The 23,502-nt window shown below is 67.6% G+C and carries 13 protein-coding genes; 1 reads left to right on the forward strand and 12 read right to left on the reverse strand.

The features are described 5' to 3' along the window. Positions 1–47: 47 nt before the first annotated feature. Genes ACMGRF_RS08425 through ACMGRF_RS08440 form a run of 4 tightly spaced genes read right to left on the reverse strand, consistent with a single transcriptional unit; the run spans position 48 to position 8,645 of the window. Positions 48–2,741: a glycoside hydrolase family 3 protein gene (locus ACMGRF_RS08425; RefSeq protein ID WP_258014896.1), complete on the reverse strand. Its 2,694-nt coding sequence runs from the start codon at positions 2,739–2,741 to the stop codon at positions 48–50. Then, complete coding sequence (locus tag ACMGRF_RS08430; RefSeq protein ID WP_180879192.1) at positions 2,738–4,432, reverse strand: glycoside hydrolase family 43 protein; 1,695 nt, start codon at positions 4,430–4,432, stop codon at positions 2,738–2,740. The genes ACMGRF_RS08425 and ACMGRF_RS08430 overlap by 4 nt, the downstream gene beginning before the upstream one ends. A gap of 53 nt (positions 4,433–4,485) precedes the next feature. Then, positions 4,486–6,438 (reverse strand): sialate O-acetylesterase, encoded by a 1,953-nt coding sequence (locus ACMGRF_RS08435; protein WP_414485917.1) that lies wholly within the window; start codon positions 6,436–6,438, stop codon positions 4,486–4,488. A 32-nt stretch (positions 6,439–6,470) separates the two neighbouring features. Then, a complete protein-coding gene (locus tag ACMGRF_RS08440) occupies positions 6,471–8,645 on the reverse strand; it encodes an alpha-glucuronidase family glycosyl hydrolase (protein ID WP_239666585.1) in 2,175 nt (724 codons plus the stop codon). A 92-nt stretch (positions 8,646–8,737) separates the two neighbouring features. On the opposite strand from ACMGRF_RS08440, the gene ACMGRF_RS08445 reads away from it, so the two are divergent. Continuing rightward, on the forward strand, positions 8,738–9,796 hold the full coding sequence (locus tag ACMGRF_RS08445) for a LacI family DNA-binding transcriptional regulator (RefSeq protein ID WP_049411181.1): 1,059 nt from the start codon (positions 8,738–8,740) through the stop codon (positions 9,794–9,796). Positions 9,797–9,804: 8 nt separating this feature from the next. Here ACMGRF_RS08445 and ACMGRF_RS08450 read toward each other — a convergent pair whose 3' ends face one another. The 8 genes from ACMGRF_RS08450 to ACMGRF_RS08485 all read right to left on the reverse strand — a co-directional run bounded on the left by ACMGRF_RS08450 (position 9,805) and on the right by ACMGRF_RS08485 (position 23,443). Further along, entirely contained in the window at positions 9,805–12,363 is a 2,559-nt protein-coding gene (locus ACMGRF_RS08450; RefSeq protein ID WP_152904856.1) for a glycoside hydrolase family 3 protein, read from the reverse strand. After that, a complete protein-coding gene (locus tag ACMGRF_RS08455; RefSeq protein ID WP_414485824.1) occupies positions 12,360–13,769 on the reverse strand; it encodes a sugar porter family MFS transporter in 1,410 nt (469 codons plus the stop codon). Before ACMGRF_RS08455 ends, ACMGRF_RS08450 begins: the two co-directional genes overlap by 4 nt. Before the next feature lie 49 nt (positions 13,770–13,818). Next, complete coding sequence (xylA, locus tag ACMGRF_RS08460) at positions 13,819–15,153, reverse strand: xylose isomerase (RefSeq protein ID WP_099495891.1); 1,335 nt, start codon at positions 15,151–15,153, stop codon at positions 13,819–13,821. A 43-nt stretch (positions 15,154–15,196) separates the two neighbouring features. Beyond that, the gene (xylB, locus tag ACMGRF_RS08465; RefSeq protein ID WP_414485825.1) at positions 15,197–16,690 is read right to left on the reverse strand and encodes a xylulokinase; all 1,494 of its coding nucleotides are present in this window, start codon (positions 16,688–16,690) and stop codon (positions 15,197–15,199) included. 165 nt (positions 16,691–16,855) lie between these two features. Continuing rightward, entirely contained in the window at positions 16,856–18,385 is a 1,530-nt protein-coding gene (locus ACMGRF_RS08470; RefSeq protein WP_180879196.1) for a tryptophan halogenase family protein, read from the reverse strand. A 14-nt stretch (positions 18,386–18,399) separates the two neighbouring features. Beyond that, positions 18,400–19,422 (reverse strand): cupin-like domain-containing protein, encoded by a 1,023-nt coding sequence (locus ACMGRF_RS08475; RefSeq protein ID WP_099495894.1) that lies wholly within the window; start codon positions 19,420–19,422, stop codon positions 18,400–18,402. 3 nt (positions 19,423–19,425) lie between these two features. Further along, positions 19,426–20,184 carry a SapC family protein gene (locus tag ACMGRF_RS08480; RefSeq protein ID WP_414485826.1) on the reverse strand — a complete coding sequence of 253 codons (759 nt, stop codon included), beginning with the start codon at positions 20,182–20,184 and terminating at the stop codon, positions 19,426–19,428. A 130-nt stretch (positions 20,185–20,314) separates the two neighbouring features. Next, entirely contained in the window at positions 20,315–23,443 is a 3,129-nt protein-coding gene (locus tag ACMGRF_RS08485; protein ID WP_414485827.1) for a TonB-dependent receptor, read from the reverse strand. Positions 23,444–23,502 lie beyond the last annotated feature (59 nt).

Below are 23,502 nucleotides of genomic sequence, written 5' to 3' on the forward strand. Positions count from 1 at the left end.
CTGGAAAAGGAATCTGGTCGAAGGGGAATCGATGTCGCCCGGGGCGATCAGTCATGCGCGGGCACTACGGTGAACCTGCTCCGCGCACGTGTATCGGCACTGGACGCCCCCACCCTGACCTCGTAGGCACCGGGCTGCACCGCGTACACCGCACGCGCTTCGTCATAGTGGCGCAGGGCCTGCGCCGCCTCCAGGGTGAACGTCACCGTGCGGCGTTCGCCCGGGGCCAGCTGGACCCGCTGGAAGCCCCGCAGTTCCTGCACGGCATCGCCGCTGCCGGCGTGTTCGCGCCGCACGTACAGCTGCACCACTTCGTCACCGCTGCGCGTGCCCGCGTTGGTCACGTCCACCGACGCGGCCACGCGGCCATCGGTGCCGATGGTGTCCGCATCGAGGCGGAGCGTTCCATAATCGAAACGCGTGTACGACAGCCCGTGACCAAACGGGTACAGCGGCGTGCCACGGAAGTAGCGGTAGGTACGGCCCTCCATGGCGTAGTCGTCGAATGCCGGCATCGCTTCGCCGGCCTTGTAGAAGGTGACCGGCAAACGGCCGGCGGGATTGACGTCGCCGAACAGCGCCTGGCCGACGGCGGTACCGCCGCGCTGCCCGGGATACCAGCTCATCAGGATCGCCGGCAGATGCGCCTGCGCCCAGTCCACGGCGATGGCCGAGCCGCCGGTGAGTACCATCACCACCGGCTTGCCGGTAGCGTGCAGGGCCTCCAGCAGGGTGCGCTGCGGCGCGGGCAACCGCAGGTCGGTGCGGTCGCCACCGGCAAAGCCCGGATAGTTGACCGTCATCTCCTCGCCTTCGACATCACCGGTAAGGCCACCGACGAACACCACCACGTCGGCCTCGCGTGCGGCATCGAGCGCTTCATCGAACGGCGCCTTGGCGCCGGGCATGCGCCAGCCCAGGCGCACGCCGGCATCGCGCTGGTCGTCGTAGTACTCCAGCTTCAGGTCATAGGCACGCCCCGCCTGCAGGTCGAGTTCGACACCCTCGGCATGCAGGCGATCTGTGTTCACCCAGTGATCGATCACACGCTTGCCGTCCAGGTACAGGCGGTAGCCATCATCGCCGGCCACCTCCAGCCGGTAGCGACCGGACACGGGGGGCAGCAGTTGGCCGCTCCAGCGGATGCTGAAGCGGTCGTTGGGAATCCCCTGCCCCGGTGCTGCTTCGCCGCGTGCCAGCAGGTTGTCGGTCGGCGAGCCGCGGTCCCAGCGGAAGCCGATCTGCGCGTCGGTGCGCACCAGGGCCGGCGCACCGGACAGGTCGGGCGTGCGGAAGTACTCGCCACGCAGGCCACGCTCGGGCGAGTCCGCCGAGGGCCGCAGGAAGGTCGGCTCGACCAGCGGCGTGGCACCGGGATCGTCGCGCCCTTCCACCAGGTCCACGCCGCGGGCATAACGCACTTCAACGCCCTTGGCCGCCTCGCGTATGCCCTGCAGGATGGTGACCGGCGCCGCCGGTGTGCCGAAGTAGTTGCCGAGCAGAGCCATGGTGTCGTCGGCGGTAGGTCCGACCACGGCAATGCGCTTGGTGTCGCGCGACAGCGGCAGGATGCCGTCGTTCTTCAGCAGCACCAGCGACGCCTGCGCGGCCTTGAGGGCCAGCGCATCATGGGCCGGGGCCTGGTTCACCGAGGCCGGAATGCGCGCCCAGCGCACCCGCTCCGGCGGATCGAACATGCCCAGGCGCATCCGTGCGGTAAACAGGCGGGTCACCGCATCATCGATCTCCGCTTCGCTGATCAGGCCCTGACGCACGGCCTCGGGCAGCGTGGCGTACTCCTGGCCGCATTCCAGCTCGGTGCCGTTCCTGACCGCCAGCGCCGCGGCGGCTTCGCGCGTGGCGACGATATGGTGGTGCTTCCAGATATCGACGATGGCCCAGCAGTCCGAGACCACGTAGCCCTTGAAGCCCCAGTCGCGTCGCAGCACATCGCGCAGCAGGAAACGGCTGGCGCTGGCGGACTCGCCGTACACGCGGTTGTAGGCGCCCATGACCGCATCCACTTCGCCCTCCTTCACCAGCGCCTCGAACGCCGGCAGGTAGGTGTCATACAGGTCGCGCCGGCTGGGCCGTGCATCGAAGTGATGGCGATCGGCCTCCGGTCCGCTGTGCACGGCCAGATGCTTGGCGGTGGCGTCCAGCTTCCGGTAGACGGGGTCGTCGCCCTGCAGGCCGCGCACGAAGGCAACGCCCATGCGGGCGGTGAGGTAGGGATCCTCGCCGTAGGTTTCCTGCCCGCGGCCCCAGCGCGGGTCGCGGAAGATGTTGACGTTCGGCGACCAGAAGGTCAGGCCCTGGTAACGGCCATGCGCGCCTTCGCGGAGGAACTGGTGGTGCTTCGCGCGGGCCTCGTCGCTGATGGTCGTGGCCACCTGCCCCATCAACGGAACATCGAAGGTGGCGGCCAGGCCGATTGCCTGCGGAAACACCGTGGCCTGCCCTGCCCGTGCGACGCCATGCAACCCCTCATTCCACCAGTCGTAGGCGGGCACACCCAGCCGTTCGATTGCCGGCGCGGCATTCTGCATCTGCGCGGCCTTTTCTTCCAGGGTCATCTGCGCGACGAGTGCGGCGGCCCGTTGCTCGAAGCTTGCCGAGAGATCCAGCCAGGGCCGTGGCGCGGCCGCGGATGCGGCGGCCGCCACGCAGGTCAGGACGAACAGGATGGCCCGGCCACACCACGTACGGCGGCGGGCACTGGATGAAATCGACAGTCTCATTTGCTTCTCCCGGTGCGCTCGTCGCGCGCGAAGGGACCCAGCAGTGCGCCCACGAAGCCGCCTGCCCGGTCCGTACTCAGAACGGTGCCGTCCACGTCGCCCGCGAGCAGTTGCCAGCCCCGCCCGTCGCCGGTGTCGAACGAGAACGCGTAGTCGCCCTCGTTGCCGGCAATCTTCAGGCGCACTGCTGCAGACGTCGGCACGGCATGGCTGGCCAGCGTCCGCGTACTGCCACCACCGTCACGCGCTTCGAGGAAGAGCGAGAGGCGCCCCCCGCCAAGGTCACGAACGCCGAGGAAGTACCAGTACGCCTCGCTCTGGAACGCCGCCAGACCGGCGGCGACACCGGGGGCGGGCGGGGTCATCGCGGTGCTCGCCTCGAAGCGCAGATGCTGCTGGCGCCGGCCGAGAAATGCCGGATTGCGCAACGTGTCCAGATTCTCGGCAAGCGGGTGCACGGCCAGCATGCCGGGGCGCTTGTGCAGGTCTGCCCAGGCATGCCTGGGCACGCGCACGCGCAGCCACTGGCGATCGAGCGTCGGGCCATCAAAATTGTCGCGCGCTACGAAATTACCGGTCGACGGGGCCTGCGATGCCTCGCCCTGCATCCATGACGGCGCCTTGGCCACGTAGGGAATGGCCTGGTCGGTCGGCAGGATCTGCGGCCAGCCATCCTGCCAGCGCACCGGCAACAGGTAGGTCTCGCGCCCGGTGTTGTAGTGGCGCTTCTGATAGTTGCGGCTGGCCAGGAATACCGCCCACCACGAGCCGTCCGGGCCTTCGACCAGGTCGGCGTGGCCGGCATTGGTGATCGGAAGCGGACGGTCGTCCGGCAGTTCGCGCTGGGTCAGGATCGGATTGCCCGCATAGGGAACGTAGGGCCCCCACACCGCGCGGCTGCGCAGCACCACCTGCGAGTGCTGCGGCCCGGTACCTCCTTCAGCGTCGGACAGGTAATACCAGCCCTCCCGCTTGTAGATGTGCGGTCCCTCGATCCAGATCGGATTCTTCGCCGGCTCCACGCCTCCATCAACCAGCACCCGGCGGGGCCCGACCGGCTTGAATGCCGCCAGGTCGATCTGCTGCATCCAGATGGCGCGGTGCCCGTCGTAGCGCGGCGGACCGGGCGGTGCGTCGTTGTTGATCAGGTACACCTTGCCGTCGTCGTCAAAAAACAGTGATGGATCGATGCCATCGATGCCGGGCAGCCAGTGCGGATCGGACCACGGCCCGGCCGGGTCGCGCGCGGTGGCGATGAAGTTGCCACCGCTGTCGGTGGCGGTGGTGACGACGTAGAAGGTGCCGTCATGGTATTCGATGGTGGGCGCGAAGATGCCGCGCGAGACGCTCAGCCCGTCGAAATCCAGCTGCGTGGGGCGGTCAATCACATTGCCGATCTGCTTCCAGTGCACCAGGTCGGCACTTTCAAACACCGGAATGCCCGGGAAGTAGGTGAAGCTGGAATTGACCAGATAGAACCGGCCGTTCGCGCGCACGATGCTGGGATCGGCATGGAAGCCGGCCAGGACGGGATTGCGGTAATGGCCGGCCGGCAGCGGCACTTCAAACGCCTGGTCATCGCCGCGGTACTCGAACCAGTCGAAGTACACCGGCGGAGCGTCCGGCGGCGCGCTGGCCCGGGTGGCAGCGGCCGACAGCAGGAACAACGCCCCCAGCAGGCGGCGCGCCATCGACCTCAGGCCGGCCCTGTCGCGGGCCAGAGGGGACTTCGTGGACAGCGTCATCATCGTCGGGCCTCGGCTTCGGCAATGGGAAGTTCGAACGGGCCGGCCGGTGCCCCGCTGCGATCGCGCAGCGTGCACACCGGGCCATCGGCCCAGCAGTAGCGGACGTGCGTTGCGTGCGTCGAGCGCGGGCCGCGCAGCAGGATCCGGCGCCCATCCAGTTCGGCGTCGCCGTAGTCGCAGTGGCGGGTATCGCGCTCCGACCCGCAGAATTCAAAGCCGATCGGACCCACTGCGCCGGTAGCGGTGAGTGTGCCGTCGACGTCCTCGAACGCAATGGCCACGCCCGCGGGCGTCCGCACCGCGGTGACCGCTCGAGGACCTGAAGGGGCCACGTCCTGCTCGCCGTACACGACGTGGCGGGCCACGCGCGCGAGGCGGCGCCCGAGCTCCTGCTTGTTCGGTGGATGGATGTCGTAGGCATCGCCGATGTCGATGGCGATGGCGAGCCCGCTCTGCGCATCTTCGGCTGCGACCCGCCGCTGCGCCTCGCGCACCTGTGCCCAGCCGCTGTCGGCCGGCGCAACCGGTGGCTGGCCATAACCGGCCAGCTGCACCAGCAACAGGGGCAGGCGTGCGCCGAACTGCCGCCGCCAGTCGTCGCGCAGCGCACGCAGGCGCAGCGCATACGTCGCGCCCTCGCCGGTGTTCGATTCCCCTTGATACCAGAGCATGCCGCGCAGCCCGACGCCCCCGAGCGGCGCGATCATTCCGTTGTACAGCGTCGACAGCCCGGTGGCGGCCTGCCAAGGGGCAAATGGCGGCGCCTGCTGGCCCGGCGCCACCCGGTACTTCCACGGACGCTGCAGTGCCACCCGCTCACCGTCGTCGAACTGCAGGCCGTATGCCGTGGCGGGGCCGGCCAGGCCGCCTTCGCCGTAGGTGTCCAGCACGTTGACCGCAATGACGTTGGATCCTGCCTTCAGCAGGCCACGTGGCAACGGGTAGCGCCTCTTGCCGGCGCCGTACTGGCTGCCGACCGCGACCCCGTTCACCCAGGTCACGTCCACCTCGTCGGCCGATGCCAGCTCCAGGGTCGCGCCGCGTGCAGCCTGTTCAGCGCTCAGCACCACCTGCGTGCGATACCAGACCATGCCGTTGTAGTCGGCAAGCGCGGGCTCGTTCCAACGCTCCCATGCGCCCAGTGTGGCCGGTGCGCGCGACCATCCTCGGTCATCGGCATCCGCGCGCCATGGGGCGTCGCCGGGCAGCGTGCCCTCGCGTGTGGCCCACCAGTGCTGCCAGTAGCGGCCCCAGGCTGCGCGTGCCTCCAGCGGATCACGCGCAGACCGCGCGAGGATATCGAGGGCCTCATCCAGGCCGCCCTGCCCGCGCAGTGCACCAACGCTGGTCCAGGCCTCGATCCGCGAGCCACCCCACGCCGCCTCGATCAGCCCCATCGGCACGTCGACCGTGCGCTGCAGTTCGCGCGCGAAGTAGAAGCAGGTGGCGGAGAAATCGCGCACCGCATCAGGCGTTGCCGATGTCCAGGCAGTGCTGTCGTTGAAGCTCTCCTGTGCCTGCGCGGCGGCGTGCTGCGGCACGGTGAACAGCCGGATCCGTGGCATCGTGGCTGCGGCAATCTCGCTGGCTGCGTTGAGCGAGCGCCACACCGGCAGTTCCATGTTCGACTGTCCCGAGCACAGCCACACGTCGCCGACCAGCACGTCGCGCACCCTCTCCCGACGTGTCCCGGCAATTACCTCCAGCGTATGCGGACCGCCCGCGGCCATCGGGGACAGCGTCGCCTGCCAGCCGCCTGCGGCGTCCGCCCGGGTGCTTACCGCCTGCCCGGCAAACGTCACGGAAACCGGCTGCCCAGGGCCTGCGTGCCCCCAGACCGCAATGGGCCGGTCACGCTGCAGGACGGCGTGATCCCTGAACAGCGGATGCAGCAGCCCCGTCGTTTCCCGCGCCGCGGCCGGCATCGCCACCACTGCCGCAACCATCATCAACAGCGCATACCCGACCGCTCCGAACCTGCTCATCGCCCATCCCCCGGTGCGAACGGAAACTGCAACGCCTGGTAGTACGACAATGGCTGCGGCGGTGGCCGTTCGCCGGCGGGCAGCGGCCGTCCGCTGAGTGACTGGAAGTACGCCACGCTGGCGTCACGCCACCATTGCGCTTCGTCGTGCTGGATCTGCAGGAACGCAGCAACGTGCCGATGCCGCTGCGGATCGATCCGGTCGCGCAGGGCTGCCCAGGTGTCCTGCATCGACCGCACCTGGCGCACACCGCGCGAATAGCGCCCGACCAGCTCATCCCAGAGCGTCCTGCCCGAGCGCATGCGGCGGTCCCACGGCACATGATGGAACCACAGCAGCAGCGACTCGGGCACGCGTGCGGAATCGCCGTAGATCTCGGCGACCTGCGGGGCGTACTGGCCCACTGCGTTGCTTCCGCTGGCGCTGCGATCAAAACCGATGCCCTGGCTGTCTGCGCGGTGGTAGTACACCGACGTCCAGTCCGCACGTGGGCCTCCGTCCACCCAGGGGCCGGGGCCGTAGTGATGGCCGCGTGCCATCAGGTGGTGCAGGCCCAGCGGCGTCATGTAATCCACTGCCGCCTCGCGCGAGTCCATCATCATCCGCACGATCGGGCCGGTCACCTGCGGGTCGGGCGAGAACGTCAACGCTGCCCAGTCTTCGGCAATCGCGCGCGCGGATTGCTGCGGGTTCCAGGCCAGCCGGCCGAAGGCGTACCAGTTGGCCTGGTCGAAGTGCGAGCCACTCCAGGTGCGGTCCACGCCGATGTTGGCGACGCCGGCAATACCGGTCAGTGCGTGGCCCTCCAGCGAGCCATCGATCACGCGGGCCACCGTGGAGCCCTCGCCGCGGGCATGGGTGTCGGCCTGCAGCACTTCCTCGTAGAGCGTTCCCAGGTAGACCAGGTGCGTCGCAAAACCCAGGTATTCCTTGGTGATCTGCAGTTCCATCATCAGCGGCGTGCGTGGCATCGCGCCGAACAGCGGATGGAACGGCTCGCGCGGCTGGAAGTCGATGGGGCCGTTCTTCACCTGCACGATCACGTTGGGGCGGAAGGCACCGTCCAGCCGGACAAACTCGCTGTACGCCTGCTTGGCGCGATCTTCGGGAACCTCGTGCGAATACACGAAGGCCCGCCACATCACCACGCCGTTGTAGGGTGCCAGCGCGTCGGCCAGCAGGTTGGCGCCGTCGGCATGGGAACGACCGTAATCCTGCGGGCCGGGTTGCCCCTCCGAGTTCGCCTTGACCAGGAAGCCGCCGAAATCCGGAATGCGCGCATGGATCTCATCGACCTTGTCGCGCCACCAGCGCCGCACGCCGGGATCCAACGGGTCAGCCGTCGCCAGGCCGCCGAGCTCGATGGGCGCACTGAAGCGTGCGCTCAGGTAGACCCGGATGCCATAGGGGCGGAACAGGTCGGCCAGCGCGGCGGCTTTGGCCAGATAGGCCGGCGACAGGCTCAGCGCACTGGCGTTGACGTTGTTGAGGACGGTGCCGTTGATGCCGAGCGAAGCGTTGGCACGGGCGTAGTCGGTGTAGCGCGGGTCACGCCATTGCGGCAACGTCTGCCAGTCCCACAGCGAGCTGCCCGCATAGCCACGCTCGACGTAGCGGTCCAGGTTGTCCCAATGGTCGAGCACACGCAGTGCGACCCGCGGCGACTCCCGCACGTCCAGCCCCCGCAGCGGCATGCCACGCTGCAACAGGCGCAGCAGGTGGAACGTGCCATACAGCACGCCGACATCCCGGCGTGCCGCCACCAGCAGCACATCGCGCCCCTCGGTCCGGACCTGCCGGATCAGGAAGCCCTCGTCGCCCAGCGTGGCAACCTCGTTGCCGAACGCGGCGACCAGCGCCGAAGACTGCGGCGTACCCAGCACCAGGGCATGGTCAGTACTGATTGCCGTTCGCATTGGCGGGGCCGTTCCCAGCAATCCAGGAAGGCTGCGCGCAAGCTCGTCGCGGGTGGCGCGCTGCATCGGCGTGCCATCCGGGGCCACCACTTCGGCCAGCTGCCGCCGGTAGTCGGCAGCGACCGTTGTGGCAACCGGCTGGTAGCGCATCCACAGCCTGTAGCCATCCTCCGCCCGTGCACCGCCAGCACAGGCCAGCAGTGCGAGCACGGCGCACAGGCGCGTGCCGACAGCACGCAACAACGGCGTTAACATGCGCCTTTGTAGACTACGTCCGGGCCCGGGGCAGCGCATCATCGTCCTTCGCACCCGCGCGGCAGCGCCACCAAGAACAAAGGGATCGTGCATTGGACAAGCCGAAGAAGTCGGTTCGCCGCAGAACCGCAGGCGTGACGATCGACGAGGTTGCGGCCCTTGCCGGCGTTTCGCCGATGACCGTGTCGCGGGTGATCAACCAGGGCAAGGTGCGCGACGTCACCCGCGAGCGCGTGCTGCGCGCCGTGCGTGAGCTGGGCTATACGCCCAATCTTGCTGCCAGTTCGCTGGCCGCCGCACAGCACACGCGCATTGCGCTGATCTACACCAACCCCAGCGGCGCCTATCTGCGCGAACTGCTGGTGGGCCTGCTGCGCGTCGCCTCCAGTTCCGCCATCCAGCTGGTCATCGACTACTGGGACAACCTGGATGCCGACTCCGAACGCAGGGCGGCGCGCGCGCTCGCCGGACGCGTCGACGGGGTGATCCTGCCGCCGCCCCTTTGCGAATCGCAGGCCGCCGTAAGCGAACTGGTCAAGGCTGGCATTCCAGTGGTGGCCATCGCATCGGGTCGCCTGAGCGAGGCCCTGTCCTGCGTCCGCATCGACGATTTCAGTGCGGGCAGGGAAATGACCGATCACCTGCTCCGGCAGGGACACACCCGCATCGGTTTCATCCGTGGGCGCGATGACCTGAGCGCAAGTGCGCTCCGTTACGACGGCTTCGTCACCGCCCTGCGCGAGGCCGGGCTTGCGGTGGAGCCTGGCCTGGTCCAACACGGTGACTACACCTACCGGTCCGGCCTGGCTGCCGCCGAAAAGCTGTTGTCCCAACGCCGCCCACCGACCGCGATTTTCGCCAGCAACGACGACATGGGCGCCGCGGCCATCTCCGTCGCGCATCGGCGCGGGCTGGAAGTGCCACGCGACCTGTCGGTGGTGGGTTTCGATGACACCTCGGCCGCCACCACCGTGTGGCCGGAACTGACCACGATCCACCAGCCCATCGCCTCGATGGCCAACGCGGCCGTCGACATCCTGCTGCGCACCATCCGCCGTCCGGCGGGGGACGCAACGGTGCTGCGCGATCATGTGATGCCGCATCGGCTGATCGCACGCGGTTCGGTCGCCGCGCCGCCCCGGGGGCGGTAGCGCAGGCCTCATGCTCCGCATCCGAGGGTGACCTCGGCTTCGTTCAGCGCACCCAGGGCGACGCGTGACACGGAGATCGTCATCGCGTCGGCCGTCACCACCGACCACGGTCGGTCGATCGCGTCCAGCGTTGCACCCGCCTTGGCCAGGCACTTCAGCGGCACGCCGACACGCTTCCACTGGCCCTGTGGTAGCGCCGCCAGCGCCGGCCCGATGGCGATGCGCGCCGAGCAGCCCACGCCGCAACCGACCGACAGCCACGCCTCGCCCTTCGGGGCTGCGTCCACCCGCAGCGTGGTCAGCAGCATCAGGTCGCCGTTCGATTCACGCCGCAGGTCCAGCGCCGTGTGCGACTGCAGTGCCGCGGCGGCTTCGCCATTGCCCGACCAGGCCAGGCGTCGCCCATCCTCCTGCGCCAGATGATCCACGCCGGTGATCTTCAGCCGGTCACCGGGCAATGCGTCCGGCACGCGGGTCACGGTCAGGCCCTGGCCTGCGGCCTGCTCAAGGCGCAGCGCCATGCCGGGGCCTGCATCACCGCGCGCAAAGAACACGCCCGTCGCGCCCTCGTTGCCGGTCACGCCCGATGCCTCCGGCAGCGCGGCCAGGTCGCCGTTGTCGGCGTAGGTCAGGCCGAAGCCGAACGCAAACAACGGATCGTAGTCCTTCTGGCCGACGTTGTTGGCGTACTGGGTGGCGGTGCGCGGCCAGCTGAAACTGAGCTTGCCCTTGAAATCGTGCTGCACGCGGCCATCGCTTCCGCGCAGCAGTACATCGGCAATGCCGGCGCCTTCCGAGCCCGGCAGCCATGCAGCCACGAAAGCATCGGCGGCATTGATTTCCCGGTTCACCCAGAGCGGCCGTCCGCTCAGGAAAACCGCAACGACCGGTATGCCTTCGGCCTTGAGCCGCTTGAGCAGCGCCAGGTCCGTTTCGTTGCCGGGCTTGTAGGCCAGCGTCGGCCGGTCTCCCTGGAACTCGGCATAGGGGTCCTCGCCAAACACCACCACCGCCACGTCGGGCTTCACTGCATAGCGACCGTCGACGGCAAGCACGGCTTCACCACCGGCCGCCCTGGCCTGGCGCGCGATGCCCTCGTAGATCGTGTCCGCATTGGGGAAGTCCTTGCGGGTGGTGCCGGTGCCCTGCCAGTTGAGCGTCCAGCCGCCGGCCTGCTTGCCGACATCGTCGGCTCCGTCGCCGGCCACGAGGATCCGCTGCTTCGGCGACAGCGGCAGGAGGCCGTTCTGGTTCTTCAGCAGGACCAGCGATTCGCGCACGGCCTGCCGGGCGACCGCGCGATGCGCCGGCGCGCCGATCAGTGCGAACTGCCCGCCGACGGCCCGCGTGGATGGCCTGCCGGCCTCGAACAGCCCAAGGCGGAACTTGACCCGCAGGATCCGGCGCACCGCATCGTCCAGGCGTTGCGGCGTGATCCGCCCATCCTTCACCGCAGCCAGCGTCGTCTCGTAGAAACCCTTCCAGCTGTCCGAGGCCATCGCCATGTCCAGGCCCGCGATGATGGTGGCCGGGCAATCTGTGGTGGTGCAGCCCTTGACCTGTCCATGACCATTCCAGTCACCTACCACGAAGCCACCGAAGTTCATGCGGCCCTTGAGCACATCGGTGAGGTAATGCCGGTGTCCATGCATCTTCTCGCCATTGACGCTGTTGAACGACGCCATCGCGGTCTGCGCGCCGGCGGCGATTGCCGGCGGATATCCGGCGGCGTGGATGCGCACCAGGTCTGACTCGCTGATGCGGGTGTCACCCTGGTCCTTGCCGTCGGTGGTGCCCCCATCGCCCAGGAAGTGCTTCACCGAGGCGATCACATGGCGGCCATCGAGGAACTCGGGTGTTCCCACCCTGCCCTGCAACCCCTCCACCATGGCGGCGGCATAGCTGGCCACCACGTCCGGCGATTCGGAGTAGCCTTCGTAGGTGCGTCCCCAGCGATCATCCTGGGGTACGGCAACGGTCGGCGCGAACGTCCATTCCATGCCGGTAACGCGGGTCTCCAGCGCGGTGATGCCACCGATCTGCCGCAGCAGCTCCGGATTGCGCGTGGCGCCCAGCCCGATATTGTGCGGGAACAACGTGGCGCCTATGATGTTGCTCTGCCCGTGCACGGCATCGATGCCGAACAGCAGCGGAATGGCCTTGCCGCCTTTCGAGGTGTCCATGGAGGCGTCGTAGAAGGCGTCGGCCAGCGCCAGCCATTCGGCCGGCGAGGCGTCATAGCGGCCGCCGGGATCGGAGTTGCCTCCGGCCAGGATCGAGCCGAGCCGGTAGCGGCGCACATCATCGGGGGTGACGCTGGCGATGTCGCCCTGCACCAGCTGGCCGACCTTCTCTTCCACCGTCATGCCCGCCATCAGGTCGGTGATGCGCTTCTCCAGTGCCGGATCCGCAGCCAGCGGCCAGGTGACCTCCGGCCAGGGATCCTTGTCGGTGGTTGCGGCGGCGGCAGCCCGGTCCTGGCCGCGGCAGCCAAGCAATCCCAGCATCAGTGCGGCGACCAGCGCGCCGCTGCGGTTTACGAAGGTCTGCGATGTCATGGCGCTCATCCTTCCATCTGCTCCAGTTCCTTGCCCTTGGTCTCGTGCACATGCCGGACGACGAAGATCACCGAGATCACGGCAGCAACCAGGTAGATGCCGTAGGTGGCCGCCAGCCCTGCCGCGGCCAGCAGCATCGGGAACGTTACCGTGACCACGAAGTTGGAGGTCCATTGCGCTGCGCCAGCGACCGCCAATGCCGAACCGCGGATCTGGTTCGGGAACATCTCGCCCAGCATCACCCACATCACCGGCCCCCAGGACAGATTGAAGAACACGACGTAGGCGTTGGCCGCCACCAGCGCCAGCGTGCCCATGCGGCCGGGCAGCTGCAGATGTCCGTCGGCCAGCGAACCACTGGCAAAGGCCACCACCACCAGTGCAAGCGACAGCGACATCCCGGCCGAGCCGAACCACAGCAGGGGTTTGCGGCCGATCCGGTCAATCAGCAGCACGGTGACCACGCAGGCACCGATGCTCAGCGCGCCGGACAGCACGTTGATCAGCAGCGCGTCGTTTTCGGAAAAGCCGACCGCCTGCCACAACACGGCGCCGTAATAGAACACCACGTTGATGCCGACCAGCTGCTGGAAGCAGGCCAGCCCGACGCCGACCCAGACAATCGGGCGGATCCGCCCGGTCCCCCTGCTCCTCAGGTCGGACAGGCGCGGGCGATGGTGGTCGTTGGACAGCGAGGCATCGATCTCCTCGAGCGTGGCCCTGGCCTTGTCGCTGCCCAGCAGCCGGGTCAGCACCTGCAGGGCGTCGTCCTTGCGCCGTTTCACCACCAGGTAGCGCGGGCTCTCCGGAATGGTCAGCAACAGCAGCAGGAACAGCAGCGATGGCGCGGCCTGCATCCAGAACATCCAGCGCCAGGCGGCCTGCCCGGCCCACAGCGGCTCGGTCGACGCCCCCGCTGCGGCCGCCAGCAGGTAGTTGGACAGGAAGGCAGCGGTGAGCCCGGTGATGATGGCGATCTGCTGCACCGTGGCCAGGCGGCCGCGATAGCGGGCCGGAGCGACCTCGGCGATGTAGGCCGGCGAGATCACGCTCGCCGCGCCGACCGCGAATCCGCCCACCACCCGCGCCGCAATGAACCAGCCCGACGAGACCGCCGCCCCCGCACCGAGTGCCGACAGCAGGAACATCACCGCCGACAGGATCAGCACGTTGCGGCGGCCGAGGCGGTCGGCCAGGCGGCCGGCACTGAACGCGCCCACCGCACAGCCCAGCAGCATCGACGCGATCTCGAACCCCTGCATCCATTCGCCGGACCGGAACGCCTGGTGCAGGCCGTCCTGGGTGCCATTGATCACGCCGCTGTCGAAGCCGAACAGAAAACCGCCAATCGTCGCTACCACGCTGATCAGTACGATCAGCCGGGTGTTCTCGCCGCTGCCTGCTGCCTGGTTCATCCCCTTCCCCTTGAGTGCACCGTTGCCGCCGTTGGCCTGCCTGCTGCGCTCAGCGCAGCAGGTACTGGTTGAGCAGGTTTTCGTAACGCTCCTGCTTGCCGCTGGCTTGGCGCGGTTCGCCGAGGCGGGCGGCCAGGCCCGCCAGGTCCGGCAGGCTGAGCGTGCCGCGCTCGAAATCCTGTCCGGCGCCGGAATCGAAGCTTGCGTAGCGTTGCGCACGCCATTGCTCCCACGGCGACTCGGTCAGCAGTGCATGGGCAACCTCCAGCCCGCGTGCGAACGCATCCATGCCGCCGATATGGGCAATGAACAGATCCTCCAGGTCGGTCGACTCACGGCGCACCTTCGCATCAAAGTTCAACCCGCCCTCCAGCCCGCCCTGGCGCAGCACGACCAGCATTGCGCCCACGGTGTCGTACAGATCGCTGGGGAACTGGTCGGTGTCCCAGCCGTTCTGCGCGTTGCCGCGGTTGGCATCGATGCTACCGAGCAGGCCATGATCGGACGCGACCTGCAGGTCGTGCTCGAAGGTATGGCCGGACAGCGTGGCGTGGTTGGCCTCGATGTTGAGCTTGAAGTCCTTGTCCAGCCCGTGTTCCTTCAGGAAGCCCACCACCGTGGCACTGTCGAAGTCGTACTGGTGCTTCATCGGCTCCATCGGCTTGGGCTCGATCAGGAAGTTGCCCTTCAGCCCGATGCTGCGGCCATAGTCGCGTGCCATGGTCAGGAAGCGCGCGAAATGCTCGATCTCCCGCTTCATCTGGGTATTGGCCAGCGACGCATAGCCTTCGCGCCCGCCCCAGAACACGTAGTGCTCGCCACCGAGTTCGACCGTGGCCTCGAGGGCGGCCTTGACCTGCACGGCTGCACGCGCGACCACCGCGAAGTCGGGATTGGTCGATGCGCCGTTCATGTAGCGCGGGTGCGAGAACAGGTTGGCCGTGCCCCACAGCAGCTTGACGCCGGTGGCCTCCTGGCGCGCCTTGGCCAGGCCCACCATATGCGAGAGGTTCTTCTGGTACTGGCCGATGTCGTCGGCATCCGGCGCCAGGTCGATATCGTGGAAGCACCAGTACGGCACGCCCAGCTTGGTGAAGAACTCGAACGCCGCGTCCACCTTTGCTTCGGCCGTGGCCAGTGGCGAGGCGGCCTCCCACGGGAACTGGCGGGTGCCCGGGCCGAACGGATCGTGCCCGGCATTGCAGAAGGTGTGCCAGTAGCACACGGCGAAGCGCAGATGCTCCTGCATGGTCTTGCCACCGATGACCCGGTTGGCATCGTAGACCTTGAAGGCAAGCGGATTGTCCGAGCCCTTGCCCTCGAACGGAATGCGGCCGACGCCGGGGAAGTATTCCTTGGCGCCGATGAAGGGCTGCGTGCTCATGGTGCGTGCTCCTGTCGTGGTACGGGGTGTCGTGGAGGAGTCATCAGCCGCGCTGAAGCGGCGTGATGGCATCGAGATGACTGAGGAAGCGTGCGTAGGCCCGTGCATAGGCATCGCTGCGGGCCGGATCCGGCCGTGCGGACAGCGCGGGATCGACGGTGACGTGGCGCGCGGTGATGTCGCTGATCGAGGTGGCGTCTCCCTGCGCCCGGGCGAGCGCCCACAGCGCCTGCAGTGCCGCACCAAACGCCGCACCTTCGGCCTGCACCGGGACGTCCACCGGCAGGCCGAACACATCAGCCAACAGCTGACGCCAGGCAGCGCTGTTGCTGCCACCGCCGGTGAGCACGATGCGATCGAACTGCATGCCCGCGCGGACGAAGGCGTCGTAGCCGTACTTCAGGCTGTAGGTCGCGCCCTCCATGGCGGCGCGGTACACATGCGCCGGGGTGAAATTGGCAATGTCCAGGCCAGCCAGCACGCCCTTGCCCAGCGGCAGGTCAGGGGTACGTTCGCCATTGAGGAACGGCAGCATCACCAGGCCCCCTGCCCCCGGCGGCGTTGCGCGAAGATGCGCGTCACCGTCGCGGCTGCTGAAACCGAAGGCGGTGGCCACGCGTTCGGTGGCCACGGTGCAGTTCATGGTGCAGATCAGCGGCAGCCAGCCCCCCGTGGACGAGCAGAACGCCGCCCACGCGCCGTCCGGATCGATCACTGGCGAGCCGGAATAGGCAAACAGCGTTCCGGAGGTTCCCAGGCTCATCGCCAGCCGCCCTTCCGTGACGCAGCCGGTGCCGATTGCCGCCATCATGTTGTCGCCGCCACCCACGGCAATCTTCACGGCCGCCGGCAGCCCGAACTCGGCGGCTGCCTTCGGCGCGATATCGAACAGGGCATCGGGCGCAGCGATCGGCGGCAGGCAGGCAGCAAGATCACGATCAGGATCGGTTGCGCGCAGCAGTTCCTGCGACCATGTGCGTGTGCGCACGTCCAGCCAGCCGGTGCCGGACGCATCGCCAAGCTCGCAGAACCGCTGCCCGGTCAACACGAAATTCAGGTAGTCGTGTGGCAGCAGGATGGTCGCCAGGCGCGCATAGGCGTCGGCACGGTGGGTCCGGGTCCAGGGCAGCTTGGAGGCCGTGTAGCCGGCCAGGATCGGGTTGCCCGCCAGCGCGATGGTCCGTTGGAACCCACCCACGGCGTCCATGATCTGGTTGCATTCGGCCGAGGTGCTGGTGTCGCACCACAGCTTGGCCGGCGCCAGTACCTCGCCAGCATCATCGACCGGCACGAACCCATGCTGCTGCCCCGATACCGCCAGCGCGACGATGCGTGCGCGCAGCGAGGGATCGATCCGGGCAAAGCAGTCGCGCAGGGCCGACACCCAGTCGGCCGGCGTCTGTTCACGGCTGCCATCGGCACCGCTGTCCAGCGCGAGCGGCGCGCTGGCCGAGGCCACCACCGCCTGCTTCCGCGGGTCATAGACCAGCACCTTCAGGCTCTGCGTCCCTGCATCGATCCCTGCAACCAGACCCATCGAAACCGCCTCCGATCAACAAAAAGGTAGCGCTAACATTCCGTGGACTCAAAAAGGGGGCGTGGTGTCCGGCCCCCTCGTTGCCACCGCGCGCGTCATCGCCCGCGGTGTTGCCGCACTGTAACCAGCTGCAGCGGAAAAAGCGTGCTGCAACGCAAAACCCTGCTACGTGCTCGCCGTCGTCGAACGCCATACGTCCACGCCGGACCTGCAGTACTGCGCGATGAACTCCGCCTGCGCCGGCATCTGCGCGGCGGCCTGCTGCACAGGCCCTTGGATGCCCTTCAACAAGGTACGCAGATCGACATCACTCACGGCCCGCGCCAGCGGGTGGGCAGGACCGGGCGCGATGCCCTGCCCGAGCAGCACGGTGGTCCAGGATTCGACACGGAACAGCTCGCCGGGGTCCTGCCACGCATGTGCACGCTCGCGCCACGCCTGCAGCCGCTGCTGCAGCGATTCCGGCACGCGCATCTCGCGACAGGCCTTCCACATCGGTTCGCTGCGCTGCGTGGCGTGGTAGTGCAGGATGATGAAGTCGCGCACGTGCTCCATTTCCTGCCGGCTGACATCGTTGTACAGCTGCACCAGCGACGCACTGATGCCGTCGAACGGGAACAACTGGATCAGGCGCACCACTGCGCTGATCGTCAGATGGATGCTGGTCGACTCCAGCGGTTCGATGAAACCGCTGGCCAGCCCGAGCGACACCACGTTCCTGTTCCACGCCTTCAGCCGGCGTCCACTGCGGAACGGCACCTTCCATGGATCGCGCAGGGGTGGAGCCCCGGCATCGCGCAGCAGTTTCGCGGCGGCCTCGTCATCGGACAGATGGCGGCTGTCATACACCAGCCCGCAGCCGACACGGTGCTGCAGCGCGATGTGCCAGCGCCACCCCGCCTCGTGGGCGATCGCCCGGGTATAGGGCACCGGCGGTGCCACCGCCTCGGTCTGCACCGCCACGGCACGGTCGCACGGCAGCCATTCGTGCCAGTCCTCGTAGCCGGTGCCCAGCGCCTGCTCGATCAGCAGGCCGCGGAAGCCGGTGCAGTCGATGAACAGATCGCCCTCGATCACCTGGCCGTCGTCCAGCACCAGCGCCTGCACCGAGCCGTCGTGCGCGTGCTGCCTGACCTGGGCGATCCGGCCTTCGATCCGCCGCAGGCCGTGGGCCTCGGCCCTGCGGCGCAGGAACCGCGCATACAGCCCGGCATCGAAGTGATACGCATAGCTGGCTTGCGGCTGGGTGTGCAGCGAGAAGCGGTCGCCACGCGAGGCGATGCTCTCCAGGCAGAAGTCGCCCAGGTCGGAGGGCATGCCGCGGCGCAGGCTGTCCAGCCAGAAGTGATGGAAGGGGGCCGCCCAGGTGCCATGGCCGATGGTGCCGAACGGATGGAAGAAGCGATCGCCCGGCAGGCGCCAGTTCTCGAACGAGATCGACAGCTTGAAGGTGCCGGCCACCGCGCGCAGGAACTCCTGCTCATCGATCTGCAGGAAGCGATGGAAGGTGCGGATCGGCGGCACGGTGGACTCACCGACGCCGACCGTGCCGATCTGCTCGGACTCGACCAGCGTGATCTGCAGCTGGTCACGGAACTGGTGCGCCAGCGCGCAGCCGGCCAGCCATCCCGCTGTACCGCCACCGGCAATGACCACCTTGCGGATGCGCCCTGCAGGCGCGCTCTGGGTATCCAACGCGGTGCCCTCTCTCAACGGTTGAGCCTGCCCAGCAGCATCGCGCGCATGCGGCGGGCGCGCTGCTCGTCGAACGGTGCCAGGTCCCCGCGCGCGGGGTCAGGCAGGTGCTGCCCCGCGCGCTCGCCAGGGCCGAATGCGTAGTAGCGGAAGAGTCCTTCCCAGGCCTGCTTTTCGCGCGCCGGCAGGTCACGCACGGCCCACATCGCGTGGTGCAGCGCCGCCAGCGCGGATCCCAGCCATGCCGGCGAGTTTCGCCACCAGTAGTTCACCAGCACGTTGAACGGCTCCAGGCTGCGTACATGGTGCCACCACATGCTGGGAATGAAGATCGCATCGCCGGGTCCAAGTACCGCGCTGCGTGCATGCGCCAGCGCCTCGCGGAAACGTGGATGCCGATCGAAGTCGGGGCGCTCGAAGTCCACCACGCTGACCACCTGTCCGCCCGGCGTGGGATCGAGCGGGCCCGGATAGAGGTTGTCGATCTGGGCGGGCGGGAACAGGGTGAACTCACGCCGCCCCACCGCGCAGCAGGCGAGATTGTCGGGTGTGTCGAAATGGCACGAGGCCGTCACCCGGTTGCCGATCCAGATGCTGGCGGTGGCGTCGATGCCCTGCTTCGCCAGACCGGCGTCGTTGGCCTGCGCGAATGCCGGCAGCAGTGCCCGCGCGATCGGCAGCGAGGCCACGTAGTAAGTTGGCGGTTGCGGTACATGCAGCGTCATGGCGATCTCTTCCAGCACCTGGGCCAGCACGCCGCGCCGCACTTCGAAATTCAACCGGGTGAAGTCCGCGCTGTAGAACGGGCGCCCCCCGATCTCGGGGCCGCCGAACGAGTACTGGATGGGCGCACCCGCATCGACGCTGCACAGGTACGCCATTGCGTCCTGCACCCCGCCCAGTCCGGCCTGGACCAGCGGCCAACCGCTGGCGATGCCGCGCAGTACAACCGGCTCACCGGCCTCCACCAGGTCAGCCAATGGCAAGGCGGCAGGATCGATGCCTTCCAGGATCCGCATCGGCAGGCGAGCGTGCACCGGTCAGTTCCTGACCGCCTGCGCGGTGCCGTCCTGCACGCGAAGGCGGCGCTGCTTCTCGGCAATCAGGCGGCGCATGTTGTGCAACGACGCAAGCATCAGGTACGCGCCTTCCAGGTAGCCGGCGCGGTTCAGTTCAGCCAGGCGTGCGCTGTCCAGCGTCGCCAGGCGCTCCCGGTCGATGCCATGCAGTCCGCTCACACTCACCCGGTGATGCGGCGCGACCTGCACGTCGAGCGTGACCGGCTGGATCAGGCCGCTGTCGTCGAGCATCGCGAACATTGCGACCGCGTACGCGCTGCCCTCGTGGATGCCGCGCAGTACCCCTGCGATGTGGTCCAGGTAAGGCGTGTTTCCACCCTGCGGCAGGAACACCGGCTCCCCGCCGCCGGAGGTGACACGCGGATGGTCCAGGTCGACGTGCATCACCGCGTCCTGGGTGAGCAGGCCGTCCACGTAGTGCTCCTGGAAGCCGATCAGGAACGGCCCTTTGGCGGCCGCGCCAGGCAGGTAGGAGGCATTCCAGCGCCCGTCCAACAGGAACAGGTTCTCGTGTTGTTCGAAACCCAGCAGGGCCACGGACTGCCACGCTCCCGTCCCGGTTTCCCTGCGCAGGAAGATCGGATACTCACGCTGCAGTTCGGCGAACTCGCTGGGATAGGCCGGCACCATGCCCACCGCATCGCCGAACTGCGGCCCGAATCCGGTGGCGACCTTCAGGTCCCGATGCGCGATGTTGTTGAGCATTTCATAGCGGGCCATCAGGGTATCCAGTCCAGTGCGGGGTGGCTGGCCGGCAGAGTAGCGCAGGCGCGACAGGTGCGGCGACACCGTCCCGGCGCGGCACCGCTGGCGGGCAGCGGTGCCGTGCCGGACGCATCGGCAACCAGGCTCAGAACTTGTAGCGTACGCCCAGCATGTAGCGCGGGCTCTGGTCTGCGAGCTTGACGATCATCTGCGAGGTGCGCGAGCGCCACCGCACATCCTCGCCGGTCAGGTTGATCGCCTCCAGGCTGAAGGACCAGTGGTCATCCAGCGCGTAGTTGACGCTGAGATCCCACTGCTCGTACGGCTCCACATAGTACGGATTGCGGCTGGAGCCCTGGTTGGCCAGGATCAGGTACTGGTCGCGCCAGTTCCATGCCAGGCGCACCGACCACCCGTACTTCTCGTACATCAGCATAGCGTTGGCAGTGTCGCTCAGGCCGGTGAGCGAGAACTGGTCGACGCCCGGATCGCCGCCATTGTTGTAGCCGACATCGCCTTTGACCACGGTGTAGTTGGCCAGCACGCCGAAGCCGGTGTCACCGAAGAAGTACTGGCCGCCCAGCTCCCAGCCATGCAGCTTGGATTTGTTCTGGTTGATCGGGCGATTGACGTTGAACTGGTACAACGGGTCGTTGGGCTGCCCATACAGATCGTAGGCCGCTTCGGTGGCCAGCACCTGCGCATCGGTGCCGTTGTAGGCGCCCAGCCCGGCGGGATTGTTGCGCAGCAACGCCAGTGCGGTGAACAGCGAGGTGTCGTTGGCCGAGCAGGCAGCGGCATTGGCCGGCCCGACCTGGGCGACGCAGGCGCCGCTGGTCAGGAAGTCCAACGCCGCCCGCGCATCCGGCCCGGAGGTCGGGTCGGTGAGGCCGTACAGGCTTTCCTGGACGACGGTATTGCCGATGAAGTTGCTGACCGACTTGTTCCAGTAGGTCAATGACACATAGCTGGCGTCGGCGAAGTACCACTCCAGCCCCAGGTCGAGGTTGTCCGATTCCAGCGGCTTCAGGCTCGGGTTCTGCGAGTTGCCGCTGGCGCGCGACGAGGGATCGATCAGCACCGAGCCGAACGGCTGCTGGGCCCCGGGTCCTGCATAGAGATTGCCGTACGGCGCGCGGGCGATGCTCTTGCCGAACGAAACGCGGCCCTTCAGCTCCTCGGTGAGATCGATGCTGAAATCAAGGTTGGGCAGGATGTAGCTGTACCGCGCCTTCTCCGTGAAGGGCTGCTGCTCATCGGACAGCACGATGCGGAAATCATTGTTGGCCTGCCACTCGATCGATTCGGGCACGGCAATGACCGAGGTCGACACCACATCGGTGGTCTCATAGCGCACCCCCAGGCGGGTGTTGGTGCGCATGCCGCCCAGCTCCCCGTCCAGCTCCACCTGGAAGTACGCCGACTTGGTCTTCTCTTCCACGAAGTTGTCGGCCGCGCGTTGCGGGTTCACACCCAGGCCGACGCCGTACTCACCCGATGCCCATTGCGCGAGCTGCCCGGCATTGCCGCGCCAGGCCGGCCAGCTGTTGGCGCTGTAGTCGTCGAACAGGCCGACGATGCTGACCGGCTGCAGCAGGTCCATCAGGCCTGCGGCGGTATCCCGGTCCACGTTGGCCACGCCCCAGTCGCCCAGGGTCGAGTAGGCCTCGGCGGCCTGGATGCGGTGGGTGGTGGACTTGTTGGTGTCCACGCCGAACTGGAAGCGGCCGTGGTCGAAGTTCCATTCGCCATCGACGCGCGCCTGCTTGATCTCGCTGATCTGGGTCTGCGCGTTGACGCGCAGCACCTGCGTGCCGACCTCGCCCTCCTGGAAGCCCGGGTTGACCACGCCATTGGTCCCGGCGATCGCATCGGCCGTGCTGGGATACCAGACCTGGGTGCCGACCGGCAGGCCATTGTTGAAGTTCAGCTCCTGCACCCAGGAGCCGCCACAATGCGGGCCACGGGTACAGTTGTTGGTGCCGGCGATGCTCATGAAGATCGAACCACCGCCGGTGAGCGGGTCGTTCGGGCGGCTCTCGTTCTTCGAGTTGTGCGCATCGAAGCTGAGCTTGAAGCGGTCGCTGACATTCCAGACGGCATTGAAGCCCAGCGAACCCAGCTTGTATTCCTGCATGCTGCGCTGCTGTTCCAGGCCGAAATCCTTGGTGCCGGCGATTTCACGGATGTATACCGGCGTCGCGACGGCGCCACTGGTGTCGAACTCGACGTTGGTGTAGTTGCTGTTCTGCAACCACATGCCCTGCTCGCCGCGATTCTCGGTGATCTCATTGGTCGAGTAGGTGTAATCCACGGTCAGGGTCAGGCTGTCCGTCGGTGCGAACTGCAGCACGGCCTGGCCGTTGACGCGCTCGCGCTCGAATTCGGAGAACGCGTAGCGCAGGTCGTTGGGCCGCGCGTAAAGCTGGCCGACGGCCGGGGCATTGACCACGGTCGGATTGCCCGGCATCGACCCTGTCCACGGCTGCACGTTCCAGTAGTTCTCCGTGGCCTGCACCGAGCCACCCTTGCGCTTCTGCTGGCTCGCACTGAGGCTGACGCCGAAGGTCTTCTCCGGATTGCTGTAACTGAAGATGCCTGACAGCTCCGGGGTCAGGTCATTGTCGAACGGCTGGCTCTGGTCGGACACCAGCTTCGCGCCGGCGTTGGCCACGATGCCGGCGTGATCGAGCGGACGCGAGGTCAGGATGTTGATCGTCGCGCCGATCCCGCCGCTGGGCACCTGTGCCTGGCTGGTCTTGTAGACCTCGATACCATTGATGGCCTCGGCGGCCAGCTGCGCGAAATTGAAGGCGCGGGTGCCGCCGTCGACACCGCCGATGGCGACCTGTCCAGAGGCACCGAACGCGTCGGCGCCCGGCATCTGCCGACCGTTGAGCGTGACCATGTTGAACTGGGGGCCGAAGCCACGCGCGGTCACCTGCGCACCCTCGCCGTCACGGCGCTCGATGGAAATGCCGGTGATGCGCTGCAACGACTCGGCAAGATTGGTATCGGGGAACTTGCCGATGTCCTCGGCACTGATCGCGTCGACCACGCCCGCCGAGTCGCGCTTGATGTCCATGGCCTGGCTCAGGCTGTTGCGTATGCCCGTGACCTGCACTGCATCAAGCTGGGTGGGTTGCGACTGGCTCTGCGGCTGCTGCCCGGTCGCCGGTGCGGCGTCCTGCGCAAAGGCGGGATTGATGACCAGGGCACCACCGACGAAGGTGAACATGGCCCGGGACCGGAACTTCGCCAACGCGCGGCTCATGAACCGGCCCTCGGGGCCAGGGTGCCGCGGAAACTGCAAGTGCTCATGAAAGTCCCCTC

Origin of the sequence: Stenotrophomonas sp. EMP41 (genome assembly GCF_047495535.1) — a bacterium.
Taxonomy (GTDB): domain Bacteria; phylum Pseudomonadota; class Gammaproteobacteria; order Xanthomonadales; family Xanthomonadaceae; genus Stenotrophomonas; species Stenotrophomonas sepilia.